The sequence below is a fragment of the Micromonospora sp. AP08 genome (assembly GCF_008085935.1).
GTDB lineage: Bacteria > Actinomycetota > Actinomycetes > Mycobacteriales > Micromonosporaceae > Micromonospora > Micromonospora chersina.
Map to the genome: position 1 here is coordinate 261049 of NZ_VSEZ01000004.1, position 25295 is coordinate 286343.

A 25295-nucleotide genomic window follows, 5' to 3' on the forward strand; every position below is an offset into this window, starting at 1 on the left:
GCTCACAGGGCCACTCCGGCGGGCGCGCCGAACTCCTGGAACGCGATGCTCTTCTCGATCGGGTAGTGCTCGCGGCCGGTCAGCTCGCGGATGATCCAGGAGTTGCGGTAGGGGCCCATGCCCAGGTCGGGCGACGTGACGCTGTGCGTGTGGGTGCCGGCGTTCTGGAGGAAGACGCCCCGTCCCGTGTGGTCGATGCTGTAGTTGCGGGCCACGTCGAAGCGGCCGTGCCCGTCGAAGCGGAGCCGGTCCCGGATCGGGTCGAGGAAGGCGGGCACCTGGTAGCGGTAGCCGGTGGCCAGCACCAGCCCCTCGGTCTCCAGAGTGAGGTCGCGGCCCTGCTCGACGTGGCGCAGCCCCAGCGCGTACGTGCCGCGCGCCGGGTCGTACGCGGCGTCGGTCAGCGCCGTGTTGGTGAGCAGCCGGGTGGGCACCGGGCCGCCGACGCTCTTCACGTAGAGCAGGTCGAAGATCGCGTTGATCAGCTCGGCGTCGATGCCCTTGAACAGCCCCTTCTGCTCGGCCTCCAGGCGGTAGCGGGTCGCCTCCGGCAGGGCGTGGAAGTAGTCCACGTAGTCCGGGGAGGTCATCTCCAGGGTGAGCTTCGTGTATTCGAGCGGGAAGAACCGCGGCGAGCGGGTGACCCAGTTGAGCTGGTAGCCGTGCGTGTCGATGTCGGCCAACAGGTCGTGGTAGATCTCGGCGGCGCTCTGCCCGCTGCCGACCACGGTGATGCTCCGCTTGCCGCGCAGCGCGGCCCGGTGCTCCCGGTACCGCGAGTTGTGGATCACGTCGCCGGCCAGCCCCTCGCAGGCCGGCGGCACGTGCGGCGGGGTGCCGGTGCCGAGCACCAGCCGGCGGGCCCGGTGGGTGATCCGCCGGCCGCCCGCCCGGGCGTGCACCACGTACCGGTCGTCGGCCGGGTCGTGCTCGATCGCGGTGACCTCGTGTCCGAACCGGACGGCGGGCAGTTGGGCGGCCGCCCACCGGCAGTACGCGTCGAACTCGGCCCGCAGCGGGAAGAAGTTCTCCCGGATGTAGAACGGGTAGAGCCGGCCGGTCTCCTTCAGGTAGCTGAGGAAGGAGTAGGGCGAGGTCGGGTCCGCGAGCGTGACCAGATCGGCGAGGAACGGGGTCTGGAGGTGGGCGCTCTCCAGCAGCATGCCGGGATGCCAGTCGACGTCGTCGCGGGCCTCCAGGAACAGGCCGTCGAGGTCGTCGATCGGGGCGGTGAGGCAGGCCAGGCCGAGGTTGTACGGGCCCAGCCCGACGGCGATGAAGTCATGGGTCGACATGGGTGTTCTCCAGGGCGGGCGGCCGGTCAGCCGACCGGGGTCAGCTCGTCGGCGGTGCGGGTGCGCGCGTACCACCCGGCGTGTTCGGCGATCAGGTCGAGGACCGCGGCGACGTCGTCCCCGGTGGTCTCGGGGTTGAGCAGGGTGAACTTCAGGTGGTGGGCGCCGTCGACCCGGGTGCCGGCGACGAGCGCGGCGCCGGAGGCGGCGAGCGCCTCGCGGGCGTACAGGTTGGCGTCGTCCACGAGGTCTGCGGCCAGGCCGGCGGGGCGCCAGCGGAACACCAGGGTGCTGAGCGTCGGCCGGGTGACCACCTCGAAGCGGGGGTCGGCGTCGAGCAGTCGCCAGGCCGCGCCGGCCCGGTCGACCACCTCGTCGAAGAGCGCGCCGATGCCGTCCGCCCCCATGATCCGCAGGGTGAGCCAGAGCTTGAGCGCGTCGAAGCGGCGGGTGGTCTGGAGGCTCTTGTCGACCTGGTTGGGGATGCGCTGCTCGACGGCACGAGCCGGGTTGAGGTAGTCGGCGTGCCAGGTGGCGTGCCGCAGCGTCCGGCCGTCGCGGACCAGCACGGCGCTGGAGCTGACCGGCTGGAAGAAGGACTTGTGGAAGTCGACGGTGACCGAGTCGGCCCACTCGATGCCGTCGAGCAGGTGCCGGCGGGTGGGCGAGACCAGCAGCCCGCAGCCGTACGCGGCGTCGACGTGCAGCCAGACGCCGGCCGCCGCGCAGATGTCGGCGACCTGCGGCAGCGGGTCGATGCTGCCGAAGTCCGTGGTGCCGGCGGTGGCGACCACGGCCATCACGAGCAGGCCGTCCGCCCGGCAGCGGGCGATCTCCCGGGCCAGCGCGTCGGGGCGCATCCGCCGCTGCGGGTCGGTGTCGACGGTGCGGACCGCGTCCGTGCCGAGGCCGAGCAGCCGGGCCGCCTTCTGCACGCTGAAATGGCCGGCAGCGGAGGTGAGCACCCGCAGCCGCGACAGCGCCTCGGGTCCGGGCCGCAGTCCCGCCCGCACCCGCGTCTCCTCCCGGGCCAGCAGCAGCGCCTGGAGGTTGGAGTGGGTCCCGCCGCTGGTGAACACCCCGTCGGCCGCGGGACCGAGGCCGATCCGCCCGGCCGTCCAGTCGATGAGCCGGCGCTCGATGAGGGTGCCGCCGGCGCTCTGGTCCCAGGTGTCCAACGAGGAGTTGACCGCAGTGAGCACCGCCTCGCCGAGCAGCGCGGGGATCACCACCGGGCAGTTCAGGTGGGCCAGGTAGCGCGGGTGGTGGAAGTAGACGGCGTCGCGCAGGTAGACGTCGTGCAGTTCGTCGAGGGCCGCGCCGGTGTCGCCGAGCGGGCGGTCGAGGTCGACGGCCGCGACGCGCGGGGCGAGGTCCTCCGGGCCGACCCCGGTGAACGGCCGGTCCGCGGTGGCCACCCGGCGGGCCACCCGTTCGACGCCCTCGGCCAGCACGCCGCGGTAGCGGTCCAGCGAGCGGGCGGTGAACAGGTGGTCCCGGGCGGCGGCCGGGCCGGCGCCGGCCGAGGGGGCCGGAACGGTTGCTCCGGGCAGGCTCATGGGCAGTCCTCAGTGGTCGGAGGCGGACACGGCGTCGGCGCGACGGCACGGCGCGGTCCACGCGGTCCGGAAATGATCGCGAAGTTAGGTTACCCTAACCTAACTTCCGGTCAAGGCGGTCACCGGACACTCCAGTAGCCGAGCGAGGTCACCTGGTGCCCGCCGGACAAGCGGGCCCGGCTGGCCTTCCTCACCCCGGGTCGAGGCCGACCACCCAATCCCGGCCTGACGACGGCAGCGCCCGCCCGGCACGGGGCCGGGCGGGCGCTGGGCGGTACGGGTGGCTCAGGCGGCCAGGTACTTCTCCAGGTCGTCGACGATCTTGTTGGCGGCGCCGACACCGATGCCGGTCATCCAGACCTCGTCGGAGACCACGTGCGCCTTGCCCGCCTTGACCGCGGACAGGCCCTGCCAGAGACTGCCGGCGGTGACCTTCGCCTGCTCGGCGGCGGCCTTCTCGCCGTACGCGGTCACGAAGACCACGTCGCCGTCGACCTCGTTGACCCGCTCGGGGCTGACCAGGTCGAAGCGCTTGTCCTCCTTGCCCTCCAGCAGCTGCCGCTCGGGGCGGCCCAGGCCGGTGTCACCGACCACGATGCCGGAGAACGAGTCCGGACCGTAGACCCGGATGTTGCCCGGGATGAAGCGCACGATGGAGACCTTCCGCGACGAGGCGTCGCCCAGCTTCGCGCCGAAGTCCTTCGCCCGCTTCTCGTACGCGGCCAGCAGGTCCTTGGCCTGCTGCTCCCTGCCGAGGGCCTTGCCGTCGAGGAGGAAGTTCTCCTTCCAGGTGATGCCCACCTTCTCGGTGAAGACGGTCGGGGCGATGGCGGACAGCTCGTCGTAGAACTTCTCCTGGCGGAACTTGCTGCCGAGGATGAGGTCCGGCTTGAGCGCGTTGATCGCCTCCAGGTCGGGCTCGGTGAGCACCCCGACCTCCTTGATGCCGGCGAGCTTCTCCGCGCCGAAGTAGGTGGGCCAGCTCTTCGCCTCGCCGGCGGTGGCCGCGCCGACCGGGGTGACGCCCAGCGAGAGCGCGGTGTCGATCTTGTCGGTGTCGAGCACCACCACGCGCTTCGGCTCGGCGGGCACCTTCGTGGTGCCCATGGCGTGGGTGATCTCCCGGGTCTCCCCGGCGGCGGTGCCGGAGACGGGATCGCTCTCCCCACAGGCGGTGAGGCCCACGCCGAGGGCGAGGGCCGCGGTGAGAGCGGCGGCGAGACGACGCATCAAAAAAGTCCTTTCCTGACAGGTACGGGTCGACGCGCGGTCAGGCGTCGCCGACGGAGGCGCCGGCCGGGGCCGGCGTGGCGGCCGGAACGGCCGAGGTGTGGGTGAGGGCGGGCACGACGAGCGGGGCGCCGGTGACCGGGCAGGGCACGACCACGCAGTCGAGCCCGAAGACGTCGCGGACCAGGTCGACCGTGAGGACCTCGCGCGGCGGACCGGCGGCGACCACCGCGCCGGCGCGCATGGCGACCAGGTGGTCGGCGTACCGGGCGGCCTGGTTGAGGTCGTGCAGCACGGCGACCACGGTCCGGCCGCGCTCGGCGCGCAGCCGGTGCAGCAGGTCCAGCACCTCCACCTGGTGGGCCAGGTCGAGGAAGGTGGTCGGCTCGTCCAGCAGCAGCGCCTCGGTGTCCTGGGCCAGGGTCATGGCGATCCAGACCCGCTGCCGCTGCCCGCCGGAGAGGGTGTCCACCGGCCGGTCGGCGAGTTCCGCCACATCGGCCATGGCCAGGGCCGCCTCGACGGCCCGGCCGTCCTCCGCGGACCACTGACGCCACCAGCGCTGGTAGGGCTGCCGGCCCCGGCCGACCAGGTCGGCCACGGTGATCCCCTCCGGCACCAGCGGGCTCTGCGGCAGCACGCCGAGCCGCCGGGCCACCTCGCGGGTGGGCAGGTCGCGGATCGCCGTGCCGTCGAGCAGCACCGCGCCGCGGCGCGGGGTGAGCAGCCGGGCCATGGTGCGCAGCAGCGTGGACTTGCCGCAGGCGTTCGGCCCGACGATCACCGTGAACGCGTCGGCGGGCAGGTCGAGGTCCAGACCGTCCAGCACGGTCCGGGTCTCGTACCCGGCGACCAGGTCACGGGTGGACAGCATCGCGGTCACGACCGCCTCCCTCGGGTCCGCAGCAGCAGGAAGATCAGGTAGGGGCCGCCGATCGCCGCGGTGAGCACGCCGGCCGGGAGCTGGGTGGGCGCGAACAGCCGGCGGCCGGCCAGGTCGGCGAGCACCAGCAGCAGCGCGCCGAGCAGGGCCGAGCAGAGCAGCGGCGGGCGCTCCGCGCGGACCAGCCGCCGGGCCACCTGCGGGGCGACCAGCGCCACGAAGTCCACCGCGCCGGCCTGGGCGGTGACCGTGGCGGCGGCCAGCACGCCGGTGGCGGCCAGGCCGATCCGCCGGGCCACCGGGCGCAGTCCGATCCCCCGGGCGGTGTCGTCGTCCAGCGCGGTGCTGCGCAGCGCCCAGCCGGCCCAGAGCAGCACGGGCAGCAGCACGGCGAGGGTGCCGGCGATCCAGGCCGCCTCGGTCCAGCCCTTGCCGGCCAGGGTGCCGATCAGCCAGAGCTGGGCGCGCAGCCCGTCGATCGGGTCGGCGGCCAGCATGACCACCTCGGTCAGCGCCCGGAGCGCGAACGCCACCGCCACGCCGGCCAGCACGAAGCGCTGCGCGGCCAGGCCGTGCCGCGCACCGAGGGCGAACACCAGGAGGGCCGCCACCAGGCCGCCGACCAGCGCGGCCGGCGCCACCAGGACCGCCGCGGCGCCGCTGGTCAGGGCCACCGTGGCGGCCAGCCCGGCGCCCTGGGTGACGCCGATGACGTCGGGGCTGGCCAGGGGGTTGCGGGCCACGCTCTGGATCAGGGTGCCGGCCACCCCGAAGGCCGCCCCGGCCAGCGCCGCGAGCACCGCGCGGGGCAGCCGCAGGTCGAGCACCACGAGGTCGTACGGGGTGCCGGCGCCGGAGAGCGCCCGCAGCACGTCGCCGGGCGCCACGTACGGCGTCCCGAGCGAAAGACTGCCCACCACGGCCCCGGCGAGCAGCACGAACAGCGTGACCGCGACCAGCACCGGCCGCCGACGCACCGGCACGCTGACCGGCCCGACCCGCACAAGCAACCGCCCCGCCAGGCCCCCTCCCCCGCGGCGATCTTGCAGTTCGGGCCCCGCAGGTGAGGCATCTGCCCTGTTTGCCGGGGCCGCAAGTGCAAGATCGCGGGGGCTGGGGGTGCTCATGCCGTCACGACCTTGGCGCGGCGGACCAGGAAGGCCAGCAGGGGGGCGCCGACCAGCGCCGTGATGATGCCGGCCGGGATCTCGCCGGGTGGGGCGACCAGCCGGCCGACCACGTCGGCGCCGAGCACCAGGGCGGGGCCGAGCAGCGCGGCGACCAGCAGGGTCCACCGGTGGTCGGCGCCGACCAGGGCCCGGGCCAGGTGCGGCACGGCCAGCCCGACGAAGGCGATCGGCCCGGCGGCGGCCACCGCGGCGCCGGTGAGCAGCACCCCGCCCACGCCGGCCGCGAGGCGGACCAGGGCGATCCGGTGGCCGAGGCCGCGGGCGACGTCGTCGCCGAGGGCGAGCGCGTCCAGGCCGCGGGCGGCCAGCGCCGCGAGGACGGTGCCGGCGAGGACGAACGGGAGCACCTGCCCGGCGACGGCGACGTCCCGGCCGGTGAGGCCGCCGACCACCCAGAACCGGTACTCCTCGAAGGTGCGGGCGTCGATGCTGAGCAGCGCGTACACGACGGCGCCGAGACCCGCGTCGAGGGCCGCGCCGACCAGCGCGAGGGTGACCGGGCTGGCGCCGTCGCGGGTGCGGTTGGCCACGGCGAAGACCAGCAGCCCGGCGAGCAGCGCGCCGGCGATGCCGAACCAGACGTACCCGGTGAGCGTGCTCACGCCGAAGACGGCGATGGCCAGCACCACGCCGAAGGACGCGCCGGCGCTGACGCCGAGGATGCGCGGCTCGGCGAGCGGGTTGCGGGTGACGGCCTGGAAGAGCACACCGGCCAGGGCGAGGGCGACCCCGACGACAAGCCCCAGGGCCGTACGCGGCAGCCGCAGCTCGCGGACGATGGTGGTGGCCTCGCCGTCGTCCGGGGCGACCAGCGCGTGCCACACCTGGTCGACGGGGAGGTGGCGGCTGCCGAGCGCCAGGCTGGCCAGCAGCGCGACGAGGAGCAGGAGCGCCGCCGCCAGGGTGACCGCGAGGCGGCGGGGCACGCCGCGGCGGGTGGGGGCGTCGGCCCGGGCGGGCCGGACGGCGACGGTGGTCACGGGGGTGTACGCCTCTCGGATTAGGTACGCCTTACCTTAACCGAGCTGGTTAGGCTCGCCTAACTCGGCGGTGTCGATGCGTCGCTTGCGCCTCCACCAGGGGGAGGCGGCAGGGTGGGCGGCATGGACGGTGCGACGCGTTACTCGATCGGCGACCTGGCCCGGCGGACCGGGCTGCCGGTGAAGACCATCCGTTTCTGGTCCGACCGCGGGATCGTGCCGCCGACCGACCGCGGCCCGACCGGGCACCGCCGCTACGACGCCGACGCCCTGGCCCGCCTGGAGCTGGTGCGGACGCTGCGCGAGCTGGGCGTCGGCCTGCCCTCGGTGCGCCGGGTGGTGGAGCGGGAGGTCGCGCTGCCCGAGGTCGCCGCGGCGCACGCCGATGCCCTGGCCGCCCAGATCCGGGTGCTGCGGTTGCGCCGCGCCGTGCTGACCGTGATCGCGCGGCGCGGCTCCGACGCCGCCCGGGCCGAGATCCTGCACCGGTTGGCCGGGCTCGCCGAGGCGGAACGGCGGCGGCTGGTCGACGAGTTCCTCAACGGCGCCTTCGCCGGCCTGACCGACCCGGGGTTCGCGGGGATCCGCCGCTCGCTCACCCCCGAGCTGCCCGACGACCCCGCCGACGAGCAGGTCGAGGCGTGGGTGGAGCTGGCCGAACTGGCCCTGGACCCGGACTTCCGGGCCGGCCTGCGCCGGCTCGCGGAGCAGCACGAGGCCGACCGGGCCGGCGCGCCCGGGGTCCGGCGGGACGCCGTCGCGGTGGTGCGGGCGGAGGTCGCCCCGGCGCTGGCCGCCGGCGTCGACCCGGCCTCACCCCACGCCGACCCGGTCGTCGCCGCGGCCACGAACCGGTACGCGCGGCTGTGCGGCCGCCCCGACGACGCCGACCTGCGCCGCCGGCTGCTGGACCGGCTGGAGGCCGCCGACGACCCGCGCCGGGAGCGGTACCTGCGCCTGCTCTCCGTGGTCAACGGCTGGCCGCCGCCGGAGAGCCTGACCCCGGTGCTCGACTGGTCGATCCGGGCGCTGCGGGCCCGGCAGCCCCTAACCTGAGGACATGCGATTCGACCAGCACACGGTGGTGCTCCTGGTCCGCCCGGACGACGCGCCCGACCTGCCGCAGGACGCCCTCGACCGGCTCCAGGACGCGCACCTGGCGCACCAGGCCGGGCTGGTGGAGCAGGGCGCCGTCCTCGCGGCCGGCCCGTTCCTCGGCGGCGACGACGAGCGGATCCGCGGCATCGCCGTGCTCTCGGTGGACCCGCAGATGGCCCGCGAGCTCTACGCCAACGACCCCGCCGTACGCGCCGGGCGCCTGGTCGCGCAGGTGCTGAGCTGGATGGTGCCGGAGGGCAACGTGCGCTTCGAGCAGGTGGCGGTGCCCCGCTCGATGCTGGAGGCGGCCACCGGCGACTGACCGGCCCGCCTCACTCCGCGCCCATCACCAGGCCCTCGATGGTGTGCTTCTGGCGGATCGGCACGAGGGTGTCGACCACCGGGCAGCGCAGGTGCGCCCGGACCTCGTCCGGCAGGCCGGCCCAGTAGTCCCGGGTCACCGCCATGTCGTGGTGGGCGGCGTTGCCCGCGCCGGGCGCGTCGACGCCGAGCACCAGCACGGGCCGGGCGAGGTCGCTGACGTTCGGGGTGCCGCGGTGGATGGTGAGCGCGGAGCGCGCCGAGATGTCGCCGCGCTTCGGGTACTTGCGCACCGCGCGGGCCTCGTAGCGGGGGTACCGGTCCTTCGGGGGGAACATCTCGTGGTCGAAGTCGCGGCCGTCGTCCCACTGGGTGCCCGGGGCGATCTCGAACGGTCCCATTTCCTCCACCGTGTCGACGGTGGTCAGGTTGAACGCCAGCGAGGTGAGCCGGCGCCGCAGGCGCGTCTCCTCGGGCATGGGGAAGTCCCGGTGCCACGGCTGCGTCTTCGCGCCGGGGAACGGGATGTCGAAACCCAGCTCGACGATCTCGTACTCGGGGCCGAGCACCGCGCGGCACACCGACACCACCCACGGGTGGGTGACCAGGTCGACGAAGCCGCGCAGCCGCTCGGGGTGGATCTCGACGTACCACCGCTCGGGGCCGCGGCCGACGGCGCCGTCGGGCCGGGACCGGGCCTCCCGGAACGCGGCGTGGATGTCCTCGTCCACCCGTTCGACCCAGTCGACTCCGAAGGCGGCACGGCACGCGGTGATGCCGTCGCGGTAGAGGTCGCCGAGGGCCTCGACCGGGGTCTCGTCCTCACGCACGTCCGATGTCATCGGGCCTCCTCGTCCGGCGGACGACCCGAGTATTACAACGTTGTAGAAGGCTCGCAAGAGGGTCCGAACCACTCCTGCGAAGGGTTGTCAGTCCTCGGCGGCCTGGCGGCTGCCCGGCACCACCGGCATGGGCCACACGCCGGTGCGCGGCGGCCCGGCCGGGACCTCGACCTGGTGGTCCGCCCAGACGTACGTCTCGGGCAGCAGGTCGGTCACCGGCACCGTGCGCAGCGCGTCCGGCGGCCCGACGATCACCCGGATCGACGGGAAGTAGTCGAGGAGCACCTGCCGGCACCGGCCGCAGGGCGGGATGACGCCCCGACCCCGGTCCCCCACCGCCACGATGGTCTCCAGGTCGCCGGCGCCCTGGGTGGCGGCGGCGCCGATGGCCACCACCTCGGCGCACGGGCCGCCGGTGAAGTGGTAGACGTTCACGCCGGTGAAGACCCGGCCGTCGGTGGTCCGCGCGGCGGCGGCGACGGTGTGGTTCTCGCTGCGACAGCGCAGCTTCGCGACAGCGGTGGCGGCCTGCACCAGCGCCCGGTCGGTGTCCCGCATGATCATCCGTCCCCGTCGTCGACCTCGCCTCGGCGGAAACTCTAGCCGGACCACCCGCCCCCACCCGGGAGGGCGCGCGGGGGGGTGGCCGCGGCAACCCGGCCCGGCGGCGGCCGCCCGGTAACCCGGGGGCGCTGCGCCGCGCTGCTGCCTATCCTTGGCGACGAGATGCAGAATCCAGCCGCACCCGCCGTACCCGAGACCGTCCGCGACCTGCACCGCCGTCTCTCCGCCCTCATGTTCCGCGACCAGCGCCGGCTCCAGCGCCGGCTGGACGGGGTACGGAAGCTGCGCGACCCGCAGCGACGGGAGTCGGCGCTGGCCGAGATCGCGGCCGACGTGGCCCGGGCCGAGGCGCGGCTGGCCGCCCGGCGGGCCGCCGTGCCGACGGTCACCTATCCGGCGCAGCTGCCGGTCAGCGAGCGCAAGGACGACATCGCCGCCGCCATCCGCGACCACCAGGTGGTGATCGTGGCCGGCGAGACCGGGTCCGGCAAGACCACCCAGCTGCCCAAGATCTGCCTGGAGCTGGGCCGCGGCGTCACCGGGCTGATCGGCCACACCCAGCCCCGCCGGCTCGCCGCGCGGACGGTGGCGGACCGGATCGCCGAGGAGCTGGGCACCGAGCTGGGCGACGTGGTCGGCTACAAGGTGCGCTTCACCGACCAGGTCGGCGACAACAGCCTGGTCAAGCTGATGACCGACGGCATCCTGCTGGCCGAGTTGCAGACCGACCGGATGCTGCGCCAGTACGACACGCTGATCATCGACGAGGCGCACGAGCGCAGCCTCAACATCGACTTCATCCTCGGCTACCTCCGGCAGCTGCTGCCCCGCCGCCCCGACCTCAAGGTGGTCATCACCTCGGCGACCATCGAGACCGACCGGTTCGCGAAGCACTTCGCCGACGCCGAGGGCAACCCCGCGCCGGTCGTCGAGGTGTCCGGGCGGACCTACCCCGTGGAGGTGCGCTACCGGCCGCTGGTCGAGGTCACCGAGGCCGAGGAGGAGGACGAGGCCGACGAGGAGAACGTCCGGGACCAGATTCAGGCCATCGGCGACGCGGTCGAGGAACTGGCCGCCGAGGGGCCCGGCGACATCCTGGTGTTCCTCAGCGGCGAGCGGGAGATCCGGGACACCGCCGACGCGCTCGGCAAGCTGGTGCAGAAGAGGCGCTCGCTGCTCGGCACCGAGATCCTGCCGCTCTACGCCCGGCTCTCCACGGCCGAGCAGCACCGCGTCTTCGCCCCGCACGCCGGGCGCCGGGTGGTGCTCGCCACCAACGTCGCGGAGACCTCGCTGACCGTCCCCGGCATCAAGTACGTGGTGGACCCGGGCACGGCCCGGATCTCCCGCTACTCCAGCCGGCTCAAGGTGCAGCGGCTGCCCATCGAGCCGGTGTCGCAGGCGAGCGCCAACCAGCGCAAGGGCCGCTGCGGCCGCACCTCGGACGGCATCTGCATCCGGCTCTACGACGAGCAGGACTTCGACAGCCGGCCCGAGTTCACCGACCCGGAGATCCTGCGCACCAACCTGGCCTCGGTCATCCTCCAGATGACCTCGATCGGCCTGGGCGACATCGGCGCGTTCCCGTTCATCGACCCGCCGGACCGGCGCAACGTCACCGACGGCGTGAACCTGCTGCACGAGCTGGGCGCGCTGAACCCGGCCGAGACCGACCCGGCGAAGCGGCTCACGGCGCTCGGCCGGCGGCTGGCCCAGCTCCCGGTCGACCCGCGGCTGGCCCGGATGGTCCTGGAGGGCGAGCGCAACGGCTGCGCCACCGAGGTCATCGTGATCGCCGCCGCGCTCTCCATCCAGGACCCCCGCGAGCGACCCGCCGACAAGCAGGCCCAGGCCGACCAGGCGCACGCCCGGTTCGCCGACCGGGAATCGGACTTCGTCGCGTACCTGAACCTGTGGCGCTACCTCCGCGAGCAGCAGCGGGAGCTGTCCTCCAGCGCCTTCCGGCGGATGTGCAAGGCCGAGTACCTGAACTACCTGCGGGTACGCGAGTGGCAGGACATCGTCAGCCAGCTTCGCCAGGTGCTGCGTACCTCGGACAAGGGGGAGGGCCGGCGCGGCGGCGGCGCGGACCTGCCGGAGGAGATCGACACCCCGAAGGTGCACCAGTCCCTGCTGCCCGGCCTGCTCTCCCACCTGGGGCTCAAGGACGCGCAGAAGCACGAGTACCTGGGCGCGCGCGGGGCGAAGTTCGCGATCTTCCCGGGCTCCGCGCTGTTCAAGAAGCCGCCGCGCTGGGTCATGGCCGCCGAGCTGGTGGAGACCTCCCGGCTCTGGGGCCGGGTGGCCGGCCGGGTCGAGCCGGAGTGGGTCGAGCCGCTCGCCCAGCACCTGGTCAAGCGCAGCTACAGCGAGCCGCACTGGGAGAAGAAGCAGGCCGCCGTGATGGCCTACGAGAAGGTCAGCCTGTACGGCATCCCGATCGTCACCTCCCGCAAGGTCAATTTCGGCCGGATCGACCCGGCGTTGAGCCGGGAGCTGTTCATCCGGCACGCCCTCGTGGAGGGCGACTGGCAGACCCACCACCAGTTCTGGCGGGACAACCAGCGGCTGCTGACCGAGGTGGAGGAGCTGGAGAACCGGGCCCGGCGGCGGGACATCCTCGTCGACGACGAGACGATCTTCCACTTCTACGACCAGCGGATCCCCGCCGACGTGGTCTCCGGCCGGCACTTCGACACGTGGTGGAAGAAGACCCGCCGGGAGCAGCCGGAGCTGCTGACGTTCACCCGTGAGCTGCTGATCAACTCCGGGCGCGGCGGCGTGGACGAGAGCGACTACCCGGACGAGTGGCGGGCCGACGGCGTCGCCCTGCCGCTCACCTACACCTTCGACCCGGGCACCCCGACCGACGGCGTCATCGTGGACATCCCGCTGCCGCTGCTCAACCAGGTGCCCGCGGAGAGCTTCGACTGGCAGGTGCCCGGCCTGCGCGAGGAACTGGTCATCGCGCTGATCCGGTCGCTGCCCAAGGCGATCCGGCGCAACTTCGTGCCGGTGCCCGACTACGCCCGGGCGGCGCTCGCACAGATGCCGGCCGGCGAGGAGCCGCTGCTCGACGCGCTCACCCGGCAGCTGCGCCGGATGACCGGGGTGACCGTGCCGCCGGACGCCTGGGACGTCAGTAAGCTGCCGCCGCACCTGCGGGTCACCTTCCGGGTGCTCGGCGAGGACGACAAGCCGGTCGCCGAGGGCAAGGACCTGCCGGCCCTGCAACGCGAGCTGCGCCAGGAGGTACGCCAGGTCGTCGCCGCCGCCGCGCCCGACGTGGCCCGGACCGGGCTGACCGGGTGGGACATCGGCACCCTGCCGCGCACCATCGAGCAGGTCCGCGCCGGGTACGCGGTGACCGCGTACCCGGCCCTGGTCGACGAGGGCACGACCGTCGGGGTGAAGGTGTTCGACTCCCCCGCCGAGCAGGAGGCCGCGCACTGGGCCGGCACCCGGCGGCTGCTCCGGCTGACCGTGCCCTCCCCGGCGAAGTTCCTCCAGGGGCGGCTGAGCAACGAGGCCAAGCTGGCGCTGTCCCGCAACCCGCACGGCGGGGTGCCGGCGCTCATCGAGGACGCCGCGGGCGCGGCCATCGACAAGCTCATGGCGGACGCGGGCGGCCCGGCCTGGGACGCCGAGGGCTTCGCGGCGCTGCGTGACCGGGTGCGCGCCGACCTGGTCGACACCGTGGTCGAGGTGATGGGCCGGGTCCGCCAGGTGCTGGCCGCCGCGTACGCGGTGGAGCAGCGGCTCGGCGCCACCCGCAACCTGGCCGTGGTGGCCGCCCTGGCCGACATCCGCAACCAGCTCGGCGGCCTGGTGCACAAGGGCTTCATCACCGAGGCCGGGTACGCCCGCCTGCCCGACCTGCTGCGCTACCTGACCGCGATCGAGCGCCGGCTGGACCGGCTGCCCGGCAACCCGCAGCGGGACAAGCAGCAGCAGGACCGGATCGCCGTGGTGCAGAAGGAGTACCAGGACCTGCTCGCCGCGCTGCCGCCCGCGAAGCGGCAGTCCACGGCGGCCCGGCAGATCCGCTGGATGATCGAGGAGCTGCGGGTGAACGTCTTCGCCCAGGCGCTCGGCACCCCGTACCCCGTGTCGGAGCAGCGCATCTACCGCGCCATGGACGAGGCCGAGGGCCGCTGACGGCGTGCGGGCGGGGCCCGGGTGGTGTCCGGGCCCCGCCGTCACGTGTGCTGGTGTTCAGATGCCGTAGATGAACTCGGCGTCGGTGGCGCCGCCGCTGTTGGCGTTGCGCAGGTAGACGGTGTTGTTACCCGGCCGGCGCACCCCCGGGGTGTCGATGCCGTCCTTGTTCCAGTCACCCGGCACCGCCACGTCACCGGACGCGCCGTTACCGAACACGAACTCCGCATCGGTGTTGTTCGTGGCCGTCGACGTGCCGTTGGTCAAATACCACGTCGAGTTACCCGGCCGGAACACCCCGACACTGTCGAAACCGTCCTTGTTCCAGTCACCGGCCACCGGCTGATCGCCGGACCCGCCATGACCGAACACGAACTCGTAATGGGTGTTGTTCGTGGCCGTCGACGTGCCGTTGGTCAGATACCACGTCGAGTTACCCGGCCGGAACACCCCGACACTGTCGAAACCGTTGTTGTTCCAGTCACCGGCCACCGGAATGTCACCGGACGACCCGCTACCGAACTTGAACTCGTAATCGGTGTTGTTCGTGGCCGTCGACGTGCCGTTGGTCAGATACCACGTCGAGTTACCCGGCCGGAACACCCCGACACTGTCGAAACCGTCGTTGTTCCAGTCACCGGCCACCGGAATGTCACCGGACGACCCGCTACCGAACTTGAACTCCCGCGTCGCCGCCCCACTGTTGACATCCCGCAGATAGAACGTCGACGTCGACGGCCGGTACACCCCCACCGTGTCCACCCCGTCGTTGTTCCAGTCCCCCGACACCGGAATGTCCTCCGCCGACACGTCCTCGGCGATGTTGTCGTAGCGGACCGGGGTGTAGTAGCCGGCGTAGTCGGCTGACCAGTCGCGCTCGATCGTGTCGCTGCTGCCCGTCTGCTCGATGACCGTGGGCTTGGTGTGAGCGGCATCGGCCCACTTGACGAAGAGGGCGACGTGGTTCTCGTCGCGGTTTCCGGTGTGCCGCAGCAGGGCGTCACCCGGCTTGAGTTCGCTGCGGGCGATCGGATAGGACCGCTCGTGCAGGTTGCCGGTCCAGAAGCTGTCCCCGAGGCCGCCGAGACCCCACGCCATCGAGACGAAGCCGGAGCAGTCGGTGCGGTAGTCACCGTACTGGTTCCGGTAGCACCGCTCCTGGCTGTAGGGGACACCACCGACGCTGAGCCAGCTCCGCGCCCGGGTGATCGCTTCCGAACGGCGCACGGTCTTGTCGGCGCCGTTGTCGTCACACCGCAAGGGCGTGGTCGTGACGGAGGCGAGGGACTGTCCCGGCTGGGACGTGAGTCCCGGGTAGGCGGGCAGCGCCGGGTCTCCCGGCACCTCCTCGGTGGTCGACACCACCGAGCCGGCCGACGTGTGCGGCACGGCCGATGCCATCGCCGGCGTCATCGCCGTGGCTGCGACCAGCACAGCGAGCGGCACCAGGGACCGGCGGGCCAGCCGGCCGCCCCGTCGAGCGAATGAGTGCATGTGCTTCCTCCCGTTGTGACGGCGGCTCTGGCCGCGTCTGCCGGAAGTCTGAGGAGTGCGGCTGACGCCCGGCTGGAGGGTCAACTCCCGTAGTCGACCCCGTACTGACCGCTGGAAAATCGGCCGTGCCGGCTCTAGGCTGACGATCTTTCGGCACGGGGAGTAGTCGGTCATGGACGATCAGAGGCGTGACAGCGTCGGTGAGCTGGTACGGAGCGCCCGGATGGACAGAGGCCTGACCCAGGCGGATCTCGCGGAACGGGCCGGGGTCAGCGTCGGCCTGGTACGGGATCTCGAGCAGGGGCGCAGCGGGCGACCCCGCGCGCGTTCACTACAGGCGCTCGCGGACGCGTTGGGCCTTCCCGACGACGAGCGCGCGCGGATCACGCGGCCGGCGCGACCGCCGCAGCGGCAGCACGTCGACGCCGCCGGTCCGGCACAGCTCTCGGTGCTGGGCCCGCTCCTGGTCACGCGCGCGGGTCAGCCCGTGCCGCTGAATGCCGGACGGCACCGGGTCGTGCTGGCACGGCTCGCGCTGACCCCGAACCGGCCGGTCAGCCGCGACGAGCTGATCCACCTGTTGTGGGGGGACCGCCCGCCGCCGTCGGCCGCGAACGTGGTGCAGACACACGTCAGCCGGCTCCGTCGCCTGCTGGAGCCGAAGTCGCAGCCGGACCGGCCGCCGATGGTGGCGCTGGTGTCGGGGGGCTACCAGCTTCAGGTCGACGCCGACCAGCTCGACCTGGTGCGGTACCGGTCCCGCCTCGTCCAGGCGGGTGCGCCGGCCCTGCCACCCCAGCGTGCCTTCGACCTGCTTCTCGACGCTCTGAGCCGGTGGCGCGGCGACGCCGCCGAGGACGTGCCGGAACTCGTCGGCGATCCCCTGGTCACGGCGCTCGCCGAGGAACGCGTGGAGGTCACGGTCCGGTTGGCGCGCCTCGGGGAGGCGCTACGCCACGAACGGCAGGTCCTTCCGCTGCTGCGCTGGCTGGCGGCGCGGCATCCGTGGCACGAGTCGCTGCACGCCCGCCTGGTGGTCGCGCTCACCGCGGCCGGGCAGCAGGCCGCCGCGATCGAAGCCTTCGAGGGTATCCGCCACCGGCTCGCCGACGAGCTCGGCATCGATCCGGGCACCGAGCTCGTCGAGGCCCGGCAGGCCATTCTCACGGGTCCCGCCGGCCGGCAGCACGGCGTGCCGTCCGCGGCCGGCGGTGTGACGCCCTGGCAGGCGCCCGCGCCTCCGCCGGACTTCTGCGGTCGCGCCGGCGAACTGCGGCGGCTCGAGCGGGCGCTGCGCTATCCCGGCGGAGACGCCCCGGTCGTCTGCGTGGTCGCCGGCATGGCCGGTGTGGGCAAGACCAGCCTCGCGCTCAAGGCGGCCCGGGGCGTCCGCCGGGACTTCCCGGACGGGCAGCTCTACATCGACCTCCGCGGAGACGACCGGCCGGTCGCGGTCGCGTATGCGCTCGCCCGGCTGCTGCGGGCGCTCGGCGTCGAGGTCCGCGCCATTCCCGGGGACGCGGACGAGGCCGGCGCGCTCTACCGCAGCATGCTCAACGACCGACGGGTCCTGATCGTGCTCGACAACGCGCGCAACGCCGCCCAGGTCCGCCCGCTGCTGCCCGGTCCCGGTGGCAGCGCGGTCCTGGTCACGAGTCGCAACCAGTGCGAGGAGCTGGACGGCGCGGTTCGTATGCTGCTGCCGGTCTTCGCACCGGACGAGGCGCTGGGCCTGCTGCGGGCGAAGCTGGGAGCGGCCCGGATGGACGCCGAGGGCAAGGATGCCGAGGCGCTGGTCGACGCGTGTGGGCGGCTGCCGATCGCGGTACGGCTGATGGCCGGCCGGTTGGCGGGCCGCCGGGAGAGCACGATCGCCGACACCCTGCGGCAGCTCGCCGACGAGAGGTCCCGGCTCGAACAGCTGAGGCTGGGCGACAGCACCGTGACGAGCAGCTTCGCGATCAGCTACCGCGACCTGCCCGCGACTGTGGCCGAGGTCTTCCGGGCGGCCGCGCTCATCCCCGGGGAGAGCGTCTCGGTCGCCGCGGTCGCCGCGCTGCTCGGGGCCGAGCAGCGGGTCGTCGGCCCGGCGCTGGATCACCTCGTCGCGGAGAACCTGCTCCAATCCAGCGGAGCAAGCCGCTACCGGTACCACGACCTGCTGCGTCTGTACGCGCTCCGGGCTGGTGAGACCCAGCAGGCGCCGGCGGAACGAACAGCGGCTCTGGGCCGTCTCTACGAGTGGTACCTGAGCCGGACGGCGGCCGCCATGACCCTGGTCTACCCCGGCATGGTGCGGCTGCCGGTCGACGTCGACCCGACCGGAACCGACTTCCGCGATGTCGACGCCGCCACGGCATGGCTGCACGAGGAGGCGGGGAACCTCGTGGCGGCCATCGAGGCCGCCCCGGTCAACGGGCACCCCGCGCGAGCCTGGGAGCTGGCCGACCAGCTGCGCGGCTACTTCTTCGTCTCGGGAGACGCGGTTGCCTGGCTGGCGAGTGGGACCGCCGGGCTGGCCGCCGCGGAGGCCGAGGGCGACATCCGCGCCCAGGCGGCCATGCACCAGACCATCGGTCAGGCACACTGGGCCGCCGGGAAGCATGACCTCGCCGTCGCGGCCTACCGTCGTGGCATCGCGGCGGCACACCGCAGCGGCTGGCTCGTCGGTGAGGCGTACCTGTCCCACAATCTCGGTCTCGTCCAAGCCGAGCTGGGCCACGTCGACGAGGCGCAGGAGCTCTACCGGCGGGCTCTCGACCTCGGGACGAGCTCGGACTTCGACCACATCCGGGCGGTGACGTTCAACGACCTGGGCACCCTGTGCCACGAGCGCGGACAACTGTTGGAGGCGGTGGGATACCTGACGGCGGCGCAACGACTCAACGAGAAGTCGGCGCGCCTCCCCTCGGCGATGGCGAACCGGCACAACCTGGCGATGGTGTTCCGGCAACTGGAGGACTTCGAGGCCGCACGCACCCACTTCGAGGCCGCCCTCGAGCACTACCGTCACACCGGATCCACCTTGAACGAGTTGTCCGTCCTGGACGAACTGAGTCACCTCGACCGCCAGCTGAACGAGTGGGTGTCCGCGGTGCGCAACGCCACCGAGGCGCTGCGGCTCACCCGGCAGCTGCGCAACCTGCGGGCCGAGGCAGGCGTCCTCAACACGCTCGGCTACGCCCTGCTGGGCAGCCGCGCGCTCGACGAAGCCCGGGCCCGGTTCACCGAGAGCCTGACGATCAGCCGGAGCCACGGCTTCCCGTACTTCGAATGCCAGGCGGGCATCGGCCTGGCCGACACCATGCTGTCGAGCGGTGCCGCCGAGGAGGCCGGTCGTACGGCGGCGGACGCGCTGGACATCGCCGTCCGCAAGTCCTACGGGGCCCTGCACAGCGATGCCCTCATCGTGCTGGCCAAGGCGGCGCTCCAGCGGGGTGAGGCGGAGGACGCCGCGCAGCACTGCACGGCTCTCCGCGACCTGCTGCGGACGACCCACCTGCCCGACCGGAGGCGCGAGTGCGACGCCCTCGAGGCGCGGATCGGCAACCTGGTCCCGGTGGCCTGACCGGCGTGCGGGCGGGGCCCGGGTGGTGTCCGGGCCCCGCCGTCACGTGTGCTGGTGTTCAGATGCCGTAGATGAACTCGGCGTCGGTGGCGCCGCCGCTGTTGGCGTTGCGCAGGTAGACGGTGTTGTTACCCGGCCGGCGCACCCCCGGGGTGTCGATGCCGTCCTTGTTCCAGTCACCCGGCACCGCCACGTCACCGGACGCGCCGTTACCGAACACGAACTCCGCATCGGTGTTGTTCGTGGCCGTCGACGTGCCGTTGGTCAAATACCACGTCGAGTTACCCGGCCGGAACACCCCGACACTGTCGAAACCGTCCTTGTTCCAGTCACCGGCCACCGGCTGATCGCCGGACCCGCCATGACCGAACACGAACTCGTAATGGGTGTTGTTCGTGGCCGTCGACGTGCCGTTGGTCAGATACCACGTCGAGTTACCCGGCCGGAACACCCCGACACTGTCGAAACCGTTGTTGTTCCAGTCACCGGCCACCGGAATGTCACCGGACGACCCGCTACCGAACTTGAACTCGTAATCGGTGTTGTTCGTGGCCGTCGACGTGCCGTTGGTCAGATACCACGTCGAGTTACCCGGCCGGAACACCCCGACACTGTCGAAACCGTCGTTGTTCCAGTCACCGGCCACCGGAATGTCACCGGACGACCCGCTACCGAACTTGAACTCCCGCGTCGCCGCCCCACTGTTGACATCCCGCAGATAGAACGTCGACGTCGACGGCCGGTACACCCCCACCGTGTCCACCCCGTCGTTGTTCCAGTCCCCCGACACCGGAATGTCCTCGGTGCGGCCGCCTGCGGCATCCCAGAGGGCGTCGACGAGGAGCTGGGCGTCCGGCGCCATCGGCTGATACCGGTCGGGATAGGCGGACACTTGCACCGCCTGGCAGACCTCGCCGATCGGCGCGGTGGCCCAGCTGCCGTTCGGGTACTCCCGCTGCATGGCGCTGAGGAAGGCGTTCGTGGCGTAGGCCGGGTCGAGCCGCTGGGCGCGCGTCCCCCACCACTCCTGCTGCTGGAACAGGCCGAGGCTGGTGTGGTCCACCTCGGTGCTGACGTTCTGCAGACGGGACTCGACCAGCACGGTGGCGATCGCGATCACCCCGGCGCGCTGGGCCAGACCGCGCTCCCGCACCGCCTCGACCACCTCCCGCGCGCAGGAGACGCGGTACGCGGTCAGGTTGTTGCGCATGTCCGACGTCAGCTGCGGATTCAACCGGCTGGCCACCGCCGCATCGGTCGCCGTGGGGCCGGCGGGATCGCACGGGACGGTCTCGTAGACCGCGGTGACCGGGGCCAGCGCCGGTGGCAGATCCGGCTGCTCGGCGCCGTCCACGGCCCACGCCGGTGCACCTTGGGGGACGGCCGTGCTGAGGACGACCGTGGCGCAGAGCAGCGCCATTCTCGACAGGCTGAGGTTCATTCGCGCGACACCCTCCAACTACCGCCCTGTCCCACCGGACGGGCTCGTGCGTCAGAGGCTGCGGCACGCTCCTGGAGGGCAGCTGAAGCGCGGCCGACCGGACCAAACCCGTACCGGCAGCGCCTCATGAACCCGGATGTGACTAGAGCGGCTCCACGCCGGCCGGCAGCTGGTCGGCGGCGGTGGCGTCGTGGACGTACTCCAGCAGGATGCGGCGCAGCTCGCGGCCGGCGTGGGTGGGCACCACGTCACGGCGGCGGGCCACCGCGATGGTCCGGCGCACGCCGGGCGGGGCGAGCCGGGTGACCCGGATGCCCGGCCGGCGGGTGACCGCGATGCCGGGCACCAGGGCCGCGCCGAGCCCGGCCTCGACGAAGCTGAGCACGGCGTCCAGCTCCCCGCCGTCCACCGACAGGGTCGGCTCGAAGCCGGCCTCCCGGCACGCCTGGAGGGTGGCGTCGCGCAGGTCGTAGCCCTGGCGGAACATCACCAGGGGCTGGTCGCGCAGGTCGGTGATGCGCACCTCGCCCCGCTCGTCGGCGGCCGGCAGCGGGTCGACCGAGGCGACCACCAGGCTCTCCCGCAGAATCGGGTCGGCGCGCAGCCCGGGGTCGGTGCCGGTGGAGGGCTCGATGATCAGCGCCAGGTCGAGGTCGCCGCGGAGCAGGTCGCGGACGAGATCCTGCGAACCGCCCTCCTCGACGCGCAGGTCGACGGTGGGGTGGGCGTCGCGGAACCGGCGCAGCACCGGGGGCGCCAGCGAGGTGGCCAGGCTGGGCGTGGCGCCGAGCCGGACGCGGCCCCGGCGCAGCCCGACCAGTTCCTGCACCTCCCGGGTGGCGGTGTCGACGTCGGCGAGGATCCGCTTGGCCAGCGGCAGCAGCACCTCGCCGGCCGCGGTGAGGGCGATGTTGCCCCTTACCCGTTCGAAGAGCGGGGCCCCCAGGTCGGTCTCCAGGGCGTGAATTTGCTTACTGAGCGAGGGCTGGGTGATGCCCACCAGATCGGCAGCTTGGGTGAAATGTCGTACTTCTGCGACCGCGACGAAGTACCGGAGCTGATGGAGCTGCATCTGTATAGCCTATGGCTATCAAGACTGCGAAGTCGATGCATTGGACGCCTGATCGAACTGCTCCTAGCGTCGGTCGCGTGGTAATCACGAAAACTCGGTCGCCCATCCGCTCCAACGTCGGCCTCAAGGCCGTCATGGCGGTGACGGGCATCATCCTGGTGCTGTTCCTGGTCGCGCACATGCTCGGCAACCTGAAGATCTTCACGGGTGAGACCTCGTTCGACCACTACGCGCACTGGCTGCGCGAGATCGGCACGCCGCTGCTGCCGTCGACCTGGTACCTGTGGATCCAGCGCACCGTGCTCACGGTGGCCGTGCTCGCGCACATCGTCTCGGCCACCGTGCTGGCCCGGCGCGCCCGGGCCGCCCGCCCGGTCCAGTACGCGCACCGCCGGAAGATCCACGTCAACTACGCGGCCCGCACGATGCGCTGGGGTGGTGTGATCATCCTGCTCTTCGTGATCTACCACCTCCTGGACCTGACCACGGGTCACCTGAACCCGCAGGGCGACGCGGCCAACCCGTACGGCAACGTGGTCCAGGACTTCGCGGCGGACCGCTGGTACGTCACGCTCTTCTACACCCTGGCGATCGTCACGCTCGGCTTCCACCTGCGGCACGGCGCCTTCAGCGCGTTCCGCAGCCTCGGCCAGCAGACCCCCAAGGGCGAGCGCCGGGCGCGCGCCGCGGCCCTGGTCTTCGCCGTCGCGCTCTGCGCCGGCTACCTGGTGGTCCCGTTCGCCGTACTCACCGGATTGGTGGCCTGACATGGATCTCTACACCAACGGCGACCCGATCGCCGACACCAAGGCTCCCGACGGCCCCATCGAGACCCGCTGGGACCGCCACCGGTTCGAGATGAAGCTGGTCAACCCGGCGAACCGGCGGAAGCTGACCGTGATCGTGGTGGGCACCGGCCTGGCCGGCGGCTCGGCCGCGGCGACCCTGGCCGAGCAGGGCTACCAGGTGAAGTCCTACTGCTACCAGGACAGCCCGCGCCGGGCCCACTCGATCGCCGCGCAGGGCGGCATCAACGCCGCCAAGAACTACCGCAACGACGGCGACTCGGTGCACCGCCTCTTCTACGACACCGTGAAGGGCGGCGACTTCCGCTCGCGGGAGTCGAACGTGCACCGGCTGGCCGAGGTCTCGGTCAACATCATCGACCAGTGCGTGGCCCAGGGCGTCCCGTTCGCCCGCGAGTACGGCGGCCTGCTCGACACCCGCTCCTTCGGCGGCGCGCAGGTGCAGCGCACCTTCTACGCCCGGGGCCAGACGGGCCAGCAGCTGCTGCTCGGCGCGTACCAGGCCCTGGAGCGGCAGATCGGCCTGGGCAACGTGGAGATGAACGCCCGGCACGAGATGCTCGAACTGGTGATCGTCGACGGCCGGGCCCGCGGCATCGTGGTCCGCGACCTGGTGACCGGCGAGATCAGCACCGAGATGGCCGACGCCGTCGTGCTCGCCTCCGGCGGCTACGGCAACGTCTTCTACCTCTCCACGAACGCCAAGGGCTGCAACGTCACCGCCTCCTGGCGGGCGCACCGCAAGGGCGCGTACTTCGCGAACCCCTGCTACACGCAGATCCACCCGACCTGCATCCCGGTCTCCGGCGACCACCAGTCGAAGCTGACCCTGATGAGCGAGTCGCTGCGCAACGACGGCCGGGTGTGGGTGCCCAAGGCCAAGGGCGACGACCGCAGCCCGCGGGACATCCCCGAGGACGAGCGGGACTACTACCTGGAGCGGATCTACCCCTCCTTCGGCAACCTGGTCCCCCGGGACATCGCCTCCCGCGCCGCGAAGAACGTCTGCGACGAGGGCCGCGGCGTCGGCCCCGGCGGGCTCGGCGTCTACCTCGACTTCGCCGACGCCATCAACCGACTCGGCCGCAAGGCCATCGAGGCGAAGTACGGCAACCTCTTCGAGATGTACGAGCGGATCACCGGCGAGGACCCGTACGAGGTCCCCATGCGGATCTACCCCGCCGTGCACTACACGATGGGCGGACTCTGGGTCGACTACGACCTCCAGTCGACCATCCCGGGCCTGTTCGTGATCGGCGAGGCGAACTTCTCCGACCACGGCGCCAACCGGCTCGGCGCCTCGGCGCTGATGCAGGGCCTGGCCGACGGCTACTTCGTGCTGCCGAACACCATCGCCAACTACCTGGCGTCCGGCCCGCTGGAGAAGGTCGACGGCAGCCACCCCGAGGCGGTCGCGGCGCGGACCGAGGTCGAGGACCGGATCCAGCGGCTGCTGGCCGTCAACGGCGACCGGACGGTGGACTCGTTCCACCGGGAGCTGGGCCAGATCATGTGGGAGCACTGCGGCATGGAGCGCTCCGAGGCCGGGCTGCGCAAGGCGATCGACGAGATCCGCACGCTGCGCGACGAGTTCTGGCAGCGGGTCCGCGTCCCGGGCGACGGCGAGGGGCTCAACCAGTCGCTGGAGAAGGCCGGCCGGGTGGCCGACTTCTTCGAGCTGGCCGAGCTCATGTGCATCGACGCCCTGCACCGCGAGGAGTCCTGCGGCGGCCACTTCCGGGCCGAGCACCAGACCCCCGACGGCGAGGCGCAGCGCGACGACGACCGGTTCTCCTACGTGGCGGCCTGGGAGTACACCGGCACCGGCCTTCCCGTGCTGCACAAGGAAGACCTGACCTTCGAATACGTCCACCCCACGCAGCGGAGCTACAAGTGAACCTGACCCTGCGCATCTGGCGCCAGAAGGGCCCCGAGGACAAGGGTCAGATGGTGACCTACCAGGTGCAGGACGTGTCCCCGGACATGTCCTTCCTGGAGATGCTCGACGTGCTCAACGAGCGGCTGATCCTCGACGGCGACGAGCCGGTCGCGTTCGACCACGACTGCCGCGAGGGCATCTGCGGCATGTGCAGCCTCATGATCAACGGCGAGGCGCACGGCCCGCAGCGCGGCACCACGGCGTGCCAGCTGCACATGCGGCAGTTCTCCGACGGCGACACGATCGACATCGAGCCGTGGCGGGCCCGGGCCTTCCCGGTGGTCAAGGACCTGGTGGTCGACCGGAACGCCTTCGACAAGATCATCTCCGCCGGTGGGTACATCACCGCGCCGACCGGCAGCGCGCCCGAGGCGCACTCCACGCCGGTGGCCAAGGCCGACGCGGACGCCGCGTTCTCCTCGGCCGCCTGCATCGGCTGCGGCGCCTGCGTGGCGGCCTGCCCGAACGGCTCCGGAATGCTGTTCACCGCCGCCAAGATCACCCAGCTCTCGCTGCTGCCGCAGGGCCAGCCCGAGCGGTACACCCGGGTGATCGGCATGGTGGACGCGCACGACGAGGCCGGCTTCGGCGGCTGCACCAACATCGGCGAGTGCGCGGCGGCCTGCCCGAAGGGCATCCCGCTGAACACCATCGGCCGGCTCAACCGGGACTACCTCAAGGCGACGTCCAAGCGCGCCGGCACCCCGGGCTCCTGACCCCCCCGACCGTCGAGCCACCCCGACCGCCGCGCCCCGCACCGGGGCGCGGCGGTCGCCCTTTCTCCTGGGGTACGCGAGGTGCCCCGCCGGTTCAGGCCCTCCCCCGCGGGTAGCAGTCCGACGGACGGCACCGAGA

At 72.5% G+C, this 25295-nt stretch carries 18 protein-coding genes; 7 read left to right on the top strand and 11 right to left on the bottom strand.

Features of this window, described 5'->3' with window-relative positions; translation table 11 throughout:
• Positions 1 to 2: 2 nt before the first annotated feature.
• The 6 genes from FXF50_RS09690 to FXF50_RS09715 form a co-directional block, all read right to left on the bottom strand.
• Complete coding sequence (locus FXF50_RS09690; protein ID WP_148426880.1) at positions 3 to 1295, bottom strand: lysine N(6)-hydroxylase/L-ornithine N(5)-oxygenase family protein; 1293 nt, start codon at positions 1293 to 1295, stop codon at positions 3 to 5.
• A gap of 26 nt (positions 1296 to 1321) precedes the next feature.
• Entirely contained in the window at positions 1322 to 2854 is a 1533-nt protein-coding gene (locus tag FXF50_RS09695; protein ID WP_148426881.1) for an aspartate aminotransferase family protein, read from the bottom strand.
• A 285-nt stretch (positions 2855 to 3139) separates the two neighbouring features.
• The gene (locus tag FXF50_RS09700) at positions 3140 to 4084 is read right to left on the bottom strand and encodes an ABC transporter substrate-binding protein (protein WP_148426882.1); all 945 of its coding nucleotides are present in this window, start codon (positions 4082 to 4084) and stop codon (positions 3140 to 3142) included.
• Between the two features lie 40 nt (positions 4085 to 4124).
• Positions 4125 to 4967: an ABC transporter ATP-binding protein gene (locus tag FXF50_RS09705; RefSeq protein WP_370464091.1), complete on the bottom strand. Its 843-nt coding sequence runs from the start codon at positions 4965 to 4967 to the stop codon at positions 4125 to 4127.
• Entirely contained in the window at positions 4964 to 5944 is a 981-nt protein-coding gene (locus tag FXF50_RS09710; RefSeq protein WP_255509962.1) for an iron chelate uptake ABC transporter family permease subunit, read from the bottom strand. The genes FXF50_RS09705 and FXF50_RS09710 overlap by 4 nt, the downstream gene beginning before the upstream one ends.
• Before the next feature lie 146 nt (positions 5945 to 6090).
• Complete coding sequence (locus FXF50_RS09715; RefSeq protein WP_148426884.1) at positions 6091 to 7137, bottom strand: iron ABC transporter permease; 1047 nt, start codon at positions 7135 to 7137, stop codon at positions 6091 to 6093.
• A 123-nt stretch (positions 7138 to 7260) separates the two neighbouring features.
• Here FXF50_RS09715 and FXF50_RS09720 point away from each other — a divergent pair, with 123 nt between their 5' ends.
• Both FXF50_RS09720 and FXF50_RS09725 read left to right on the top strand, forming a co-directional pair.
• A complete protein-coding gene (locus FXF50_RS09720; RefSeq protein WP_148426885.1) occupies positions 7261 to 8193 on the top strand; it encodes a MerR family transcriptional regulator in 933 nt (310 codons plus the stop codon).
• 4 nt (positions 8194 to 8197) lie between these two features.
• Positions 8198 to 8557 carry a YciI family protein gene (locus FXF50_RS09725; RefSeq protein ID WP_148426886.1) on the top strand — a complete coding sequence of 120 codons (360 nt, stop codon included), beginning with the start codon at positions 8198 to 8200 and terminating at the stop codon, positions 8555 to 8557.
• 10 nt (positions 8558 to 8567) lie between these two features.
• Here the strand turns inward: FXF50_RS09725 and FXF50_RS09730 are convergent, their stop codons facing one another.
• Positions 8568 to 9398: a phytanoyl-CoA dioxygenase family protein gene (locus FXF50_RS09730; protein WP_148426887.1), complete on the bottom strand. Its 831-nt coding sequence runs from the start codon at positions 9396 to 9398 to the stop codon at positions 8568 to 8570.
• An 87-nt stretch (positions 9399 to 9485) separates the two neighbouring features.
• On the bottom strand, positions 9486 to 9956 hold the full coding sequence (locus FXF50_RS09735) for a cytidine deaminase (RefSeq protein ID WP_255509963.1): 471 nt from the start codon (positions 9954 to 9956) through the stop codon (positions 9486 to 9488).
• Positions 9957 to 10124: 168 nt separating this feature from the next.
• Here FXF50_RS09735 and hrpA point away from each other — a divergent pair, with 168 nt between their 5' ends.
• The gene (gene hrpA / locus FXF50_RS09740) at positions 10125 to 14120 is read left to right on the top strand and encodes an ATP-dependent RNA helicase HrpA (RefSeq protein WP_148426889.1); all 3996 of its coding nucleotides are present in this window, start codon (positions 10125 to 10127) and stop codon (positions 14118 to 14120) included.
• 57 nt (positions 14121 to 14177) lie between these two features.
• On the opposite strand, the gene FXF50_RS09745 is transcribed toward hrpA, so the two are convergent.
• A complete protein-coding gene (locus FXF50_RS09745; RefSeq protein ID WP_148426890.1) occupies positions 14178 to 15698 on the bottom strand; it encodes a VCBS repeat-containing protein in 1521 nt (506 codons plus the stop codon).
• A gap of 88 nt (positions 15699 to 15786) precedes the next feature.
• Between FXF50_RS09745 and FXF50_RS09750 the strand changes: the two genes are divergently transcribed.
• On the top strand, positions 15787 to 19182 hold the full coding sequence (locus FXF50_RS09750; RefSeq protein ID WP_148426891.1) for a BTAD domain-containing putative transcriptional regulator: 3396 nt from the start codon (positions 15787 to 15789) through the stop codon (positions 19180 to 19182).
• Positions 19183 to 19240: 58 nt separating this feature from the next.
• Here FXF50_RS09750 and FXF50_RS09755 read toward each other — a convergent pair whose 3' ends face one another.
• Both FXF50_RS09755 and FXF50_RS09760 read right to left on the bottom strand, forming a co-directional pair.
• Entirely contained in the window at positions 19241 to 20347 is a 1107-nt protein-coding gene (locus FXF50_RS09755) for a VCBS repeat-containing protein (RefSeq protein WP_187399596.1), read from the bottom strand.
• Positions 20348 to 20765: 418 nt separating this feature from the next.
• The gene (locus FXF50_RS09760; RefSeq protein ID WP_187399603.1) at positions 20766 to 21701 is read right to left on the bottom strand and encodes a LysR family transcriptional regulator; all 936 of its coding nucleotides are present in this window, start codon (positions 21699 to 21701) and stop codon (positions 20766 to 20768) included.
• A gap of 29 nt (positions 21702 to 21730) precedes the next feature.
• Between FXF50_RS09760 and FXF50_RS09765 the strand changes: the two genes are divergently transcribed.
• From FXF50_RS09765 to FXF50_RS09775, 3 genes are read left to right on the top strand one after another with little or no spacing between them, the layout of a single operon-like run.
• Positions 21731 to 22462, top strand: a complete 732-nt coding sequence (locus FXF50_RS09765) for a succinate dehydrogenase cytochrome b subunit (protein WP_148426894.1) — start codon at positions 21731 to 21733, stop codon at positions 22460 to 22462.
• 1 nt (position 22463) lies between these two features.
• Complete coding sequence (locus tag FXF50_RS09770; protein WP_148426895.1) at positions 22464 to 24398, top strand: fumarate reductase/succinate dehydrogenase flavoprotein subunit; 1935 nt, start codon at positions 22464 to 22466, stop codon at positions 24396 to 24398.
• Positions 24395 to 25156, top strand: coding sequence for a succinate dehydrogenase/fumarate reductase iron-sulfur subunit (locus FXF50_RS09775; RefSeq protein ID WP_091310398.1), 762 nt, complete (start codon positions 24395 to 24397; stop codon positions 25154 to 25156). The genes FXF50_RS09770 and FXF50_RS09775 overlap by 4 nt, the downstream gene beginning before the upstream one ends.
• Positions 25157 to 25295: the final 139 nt, after the last annotated feature.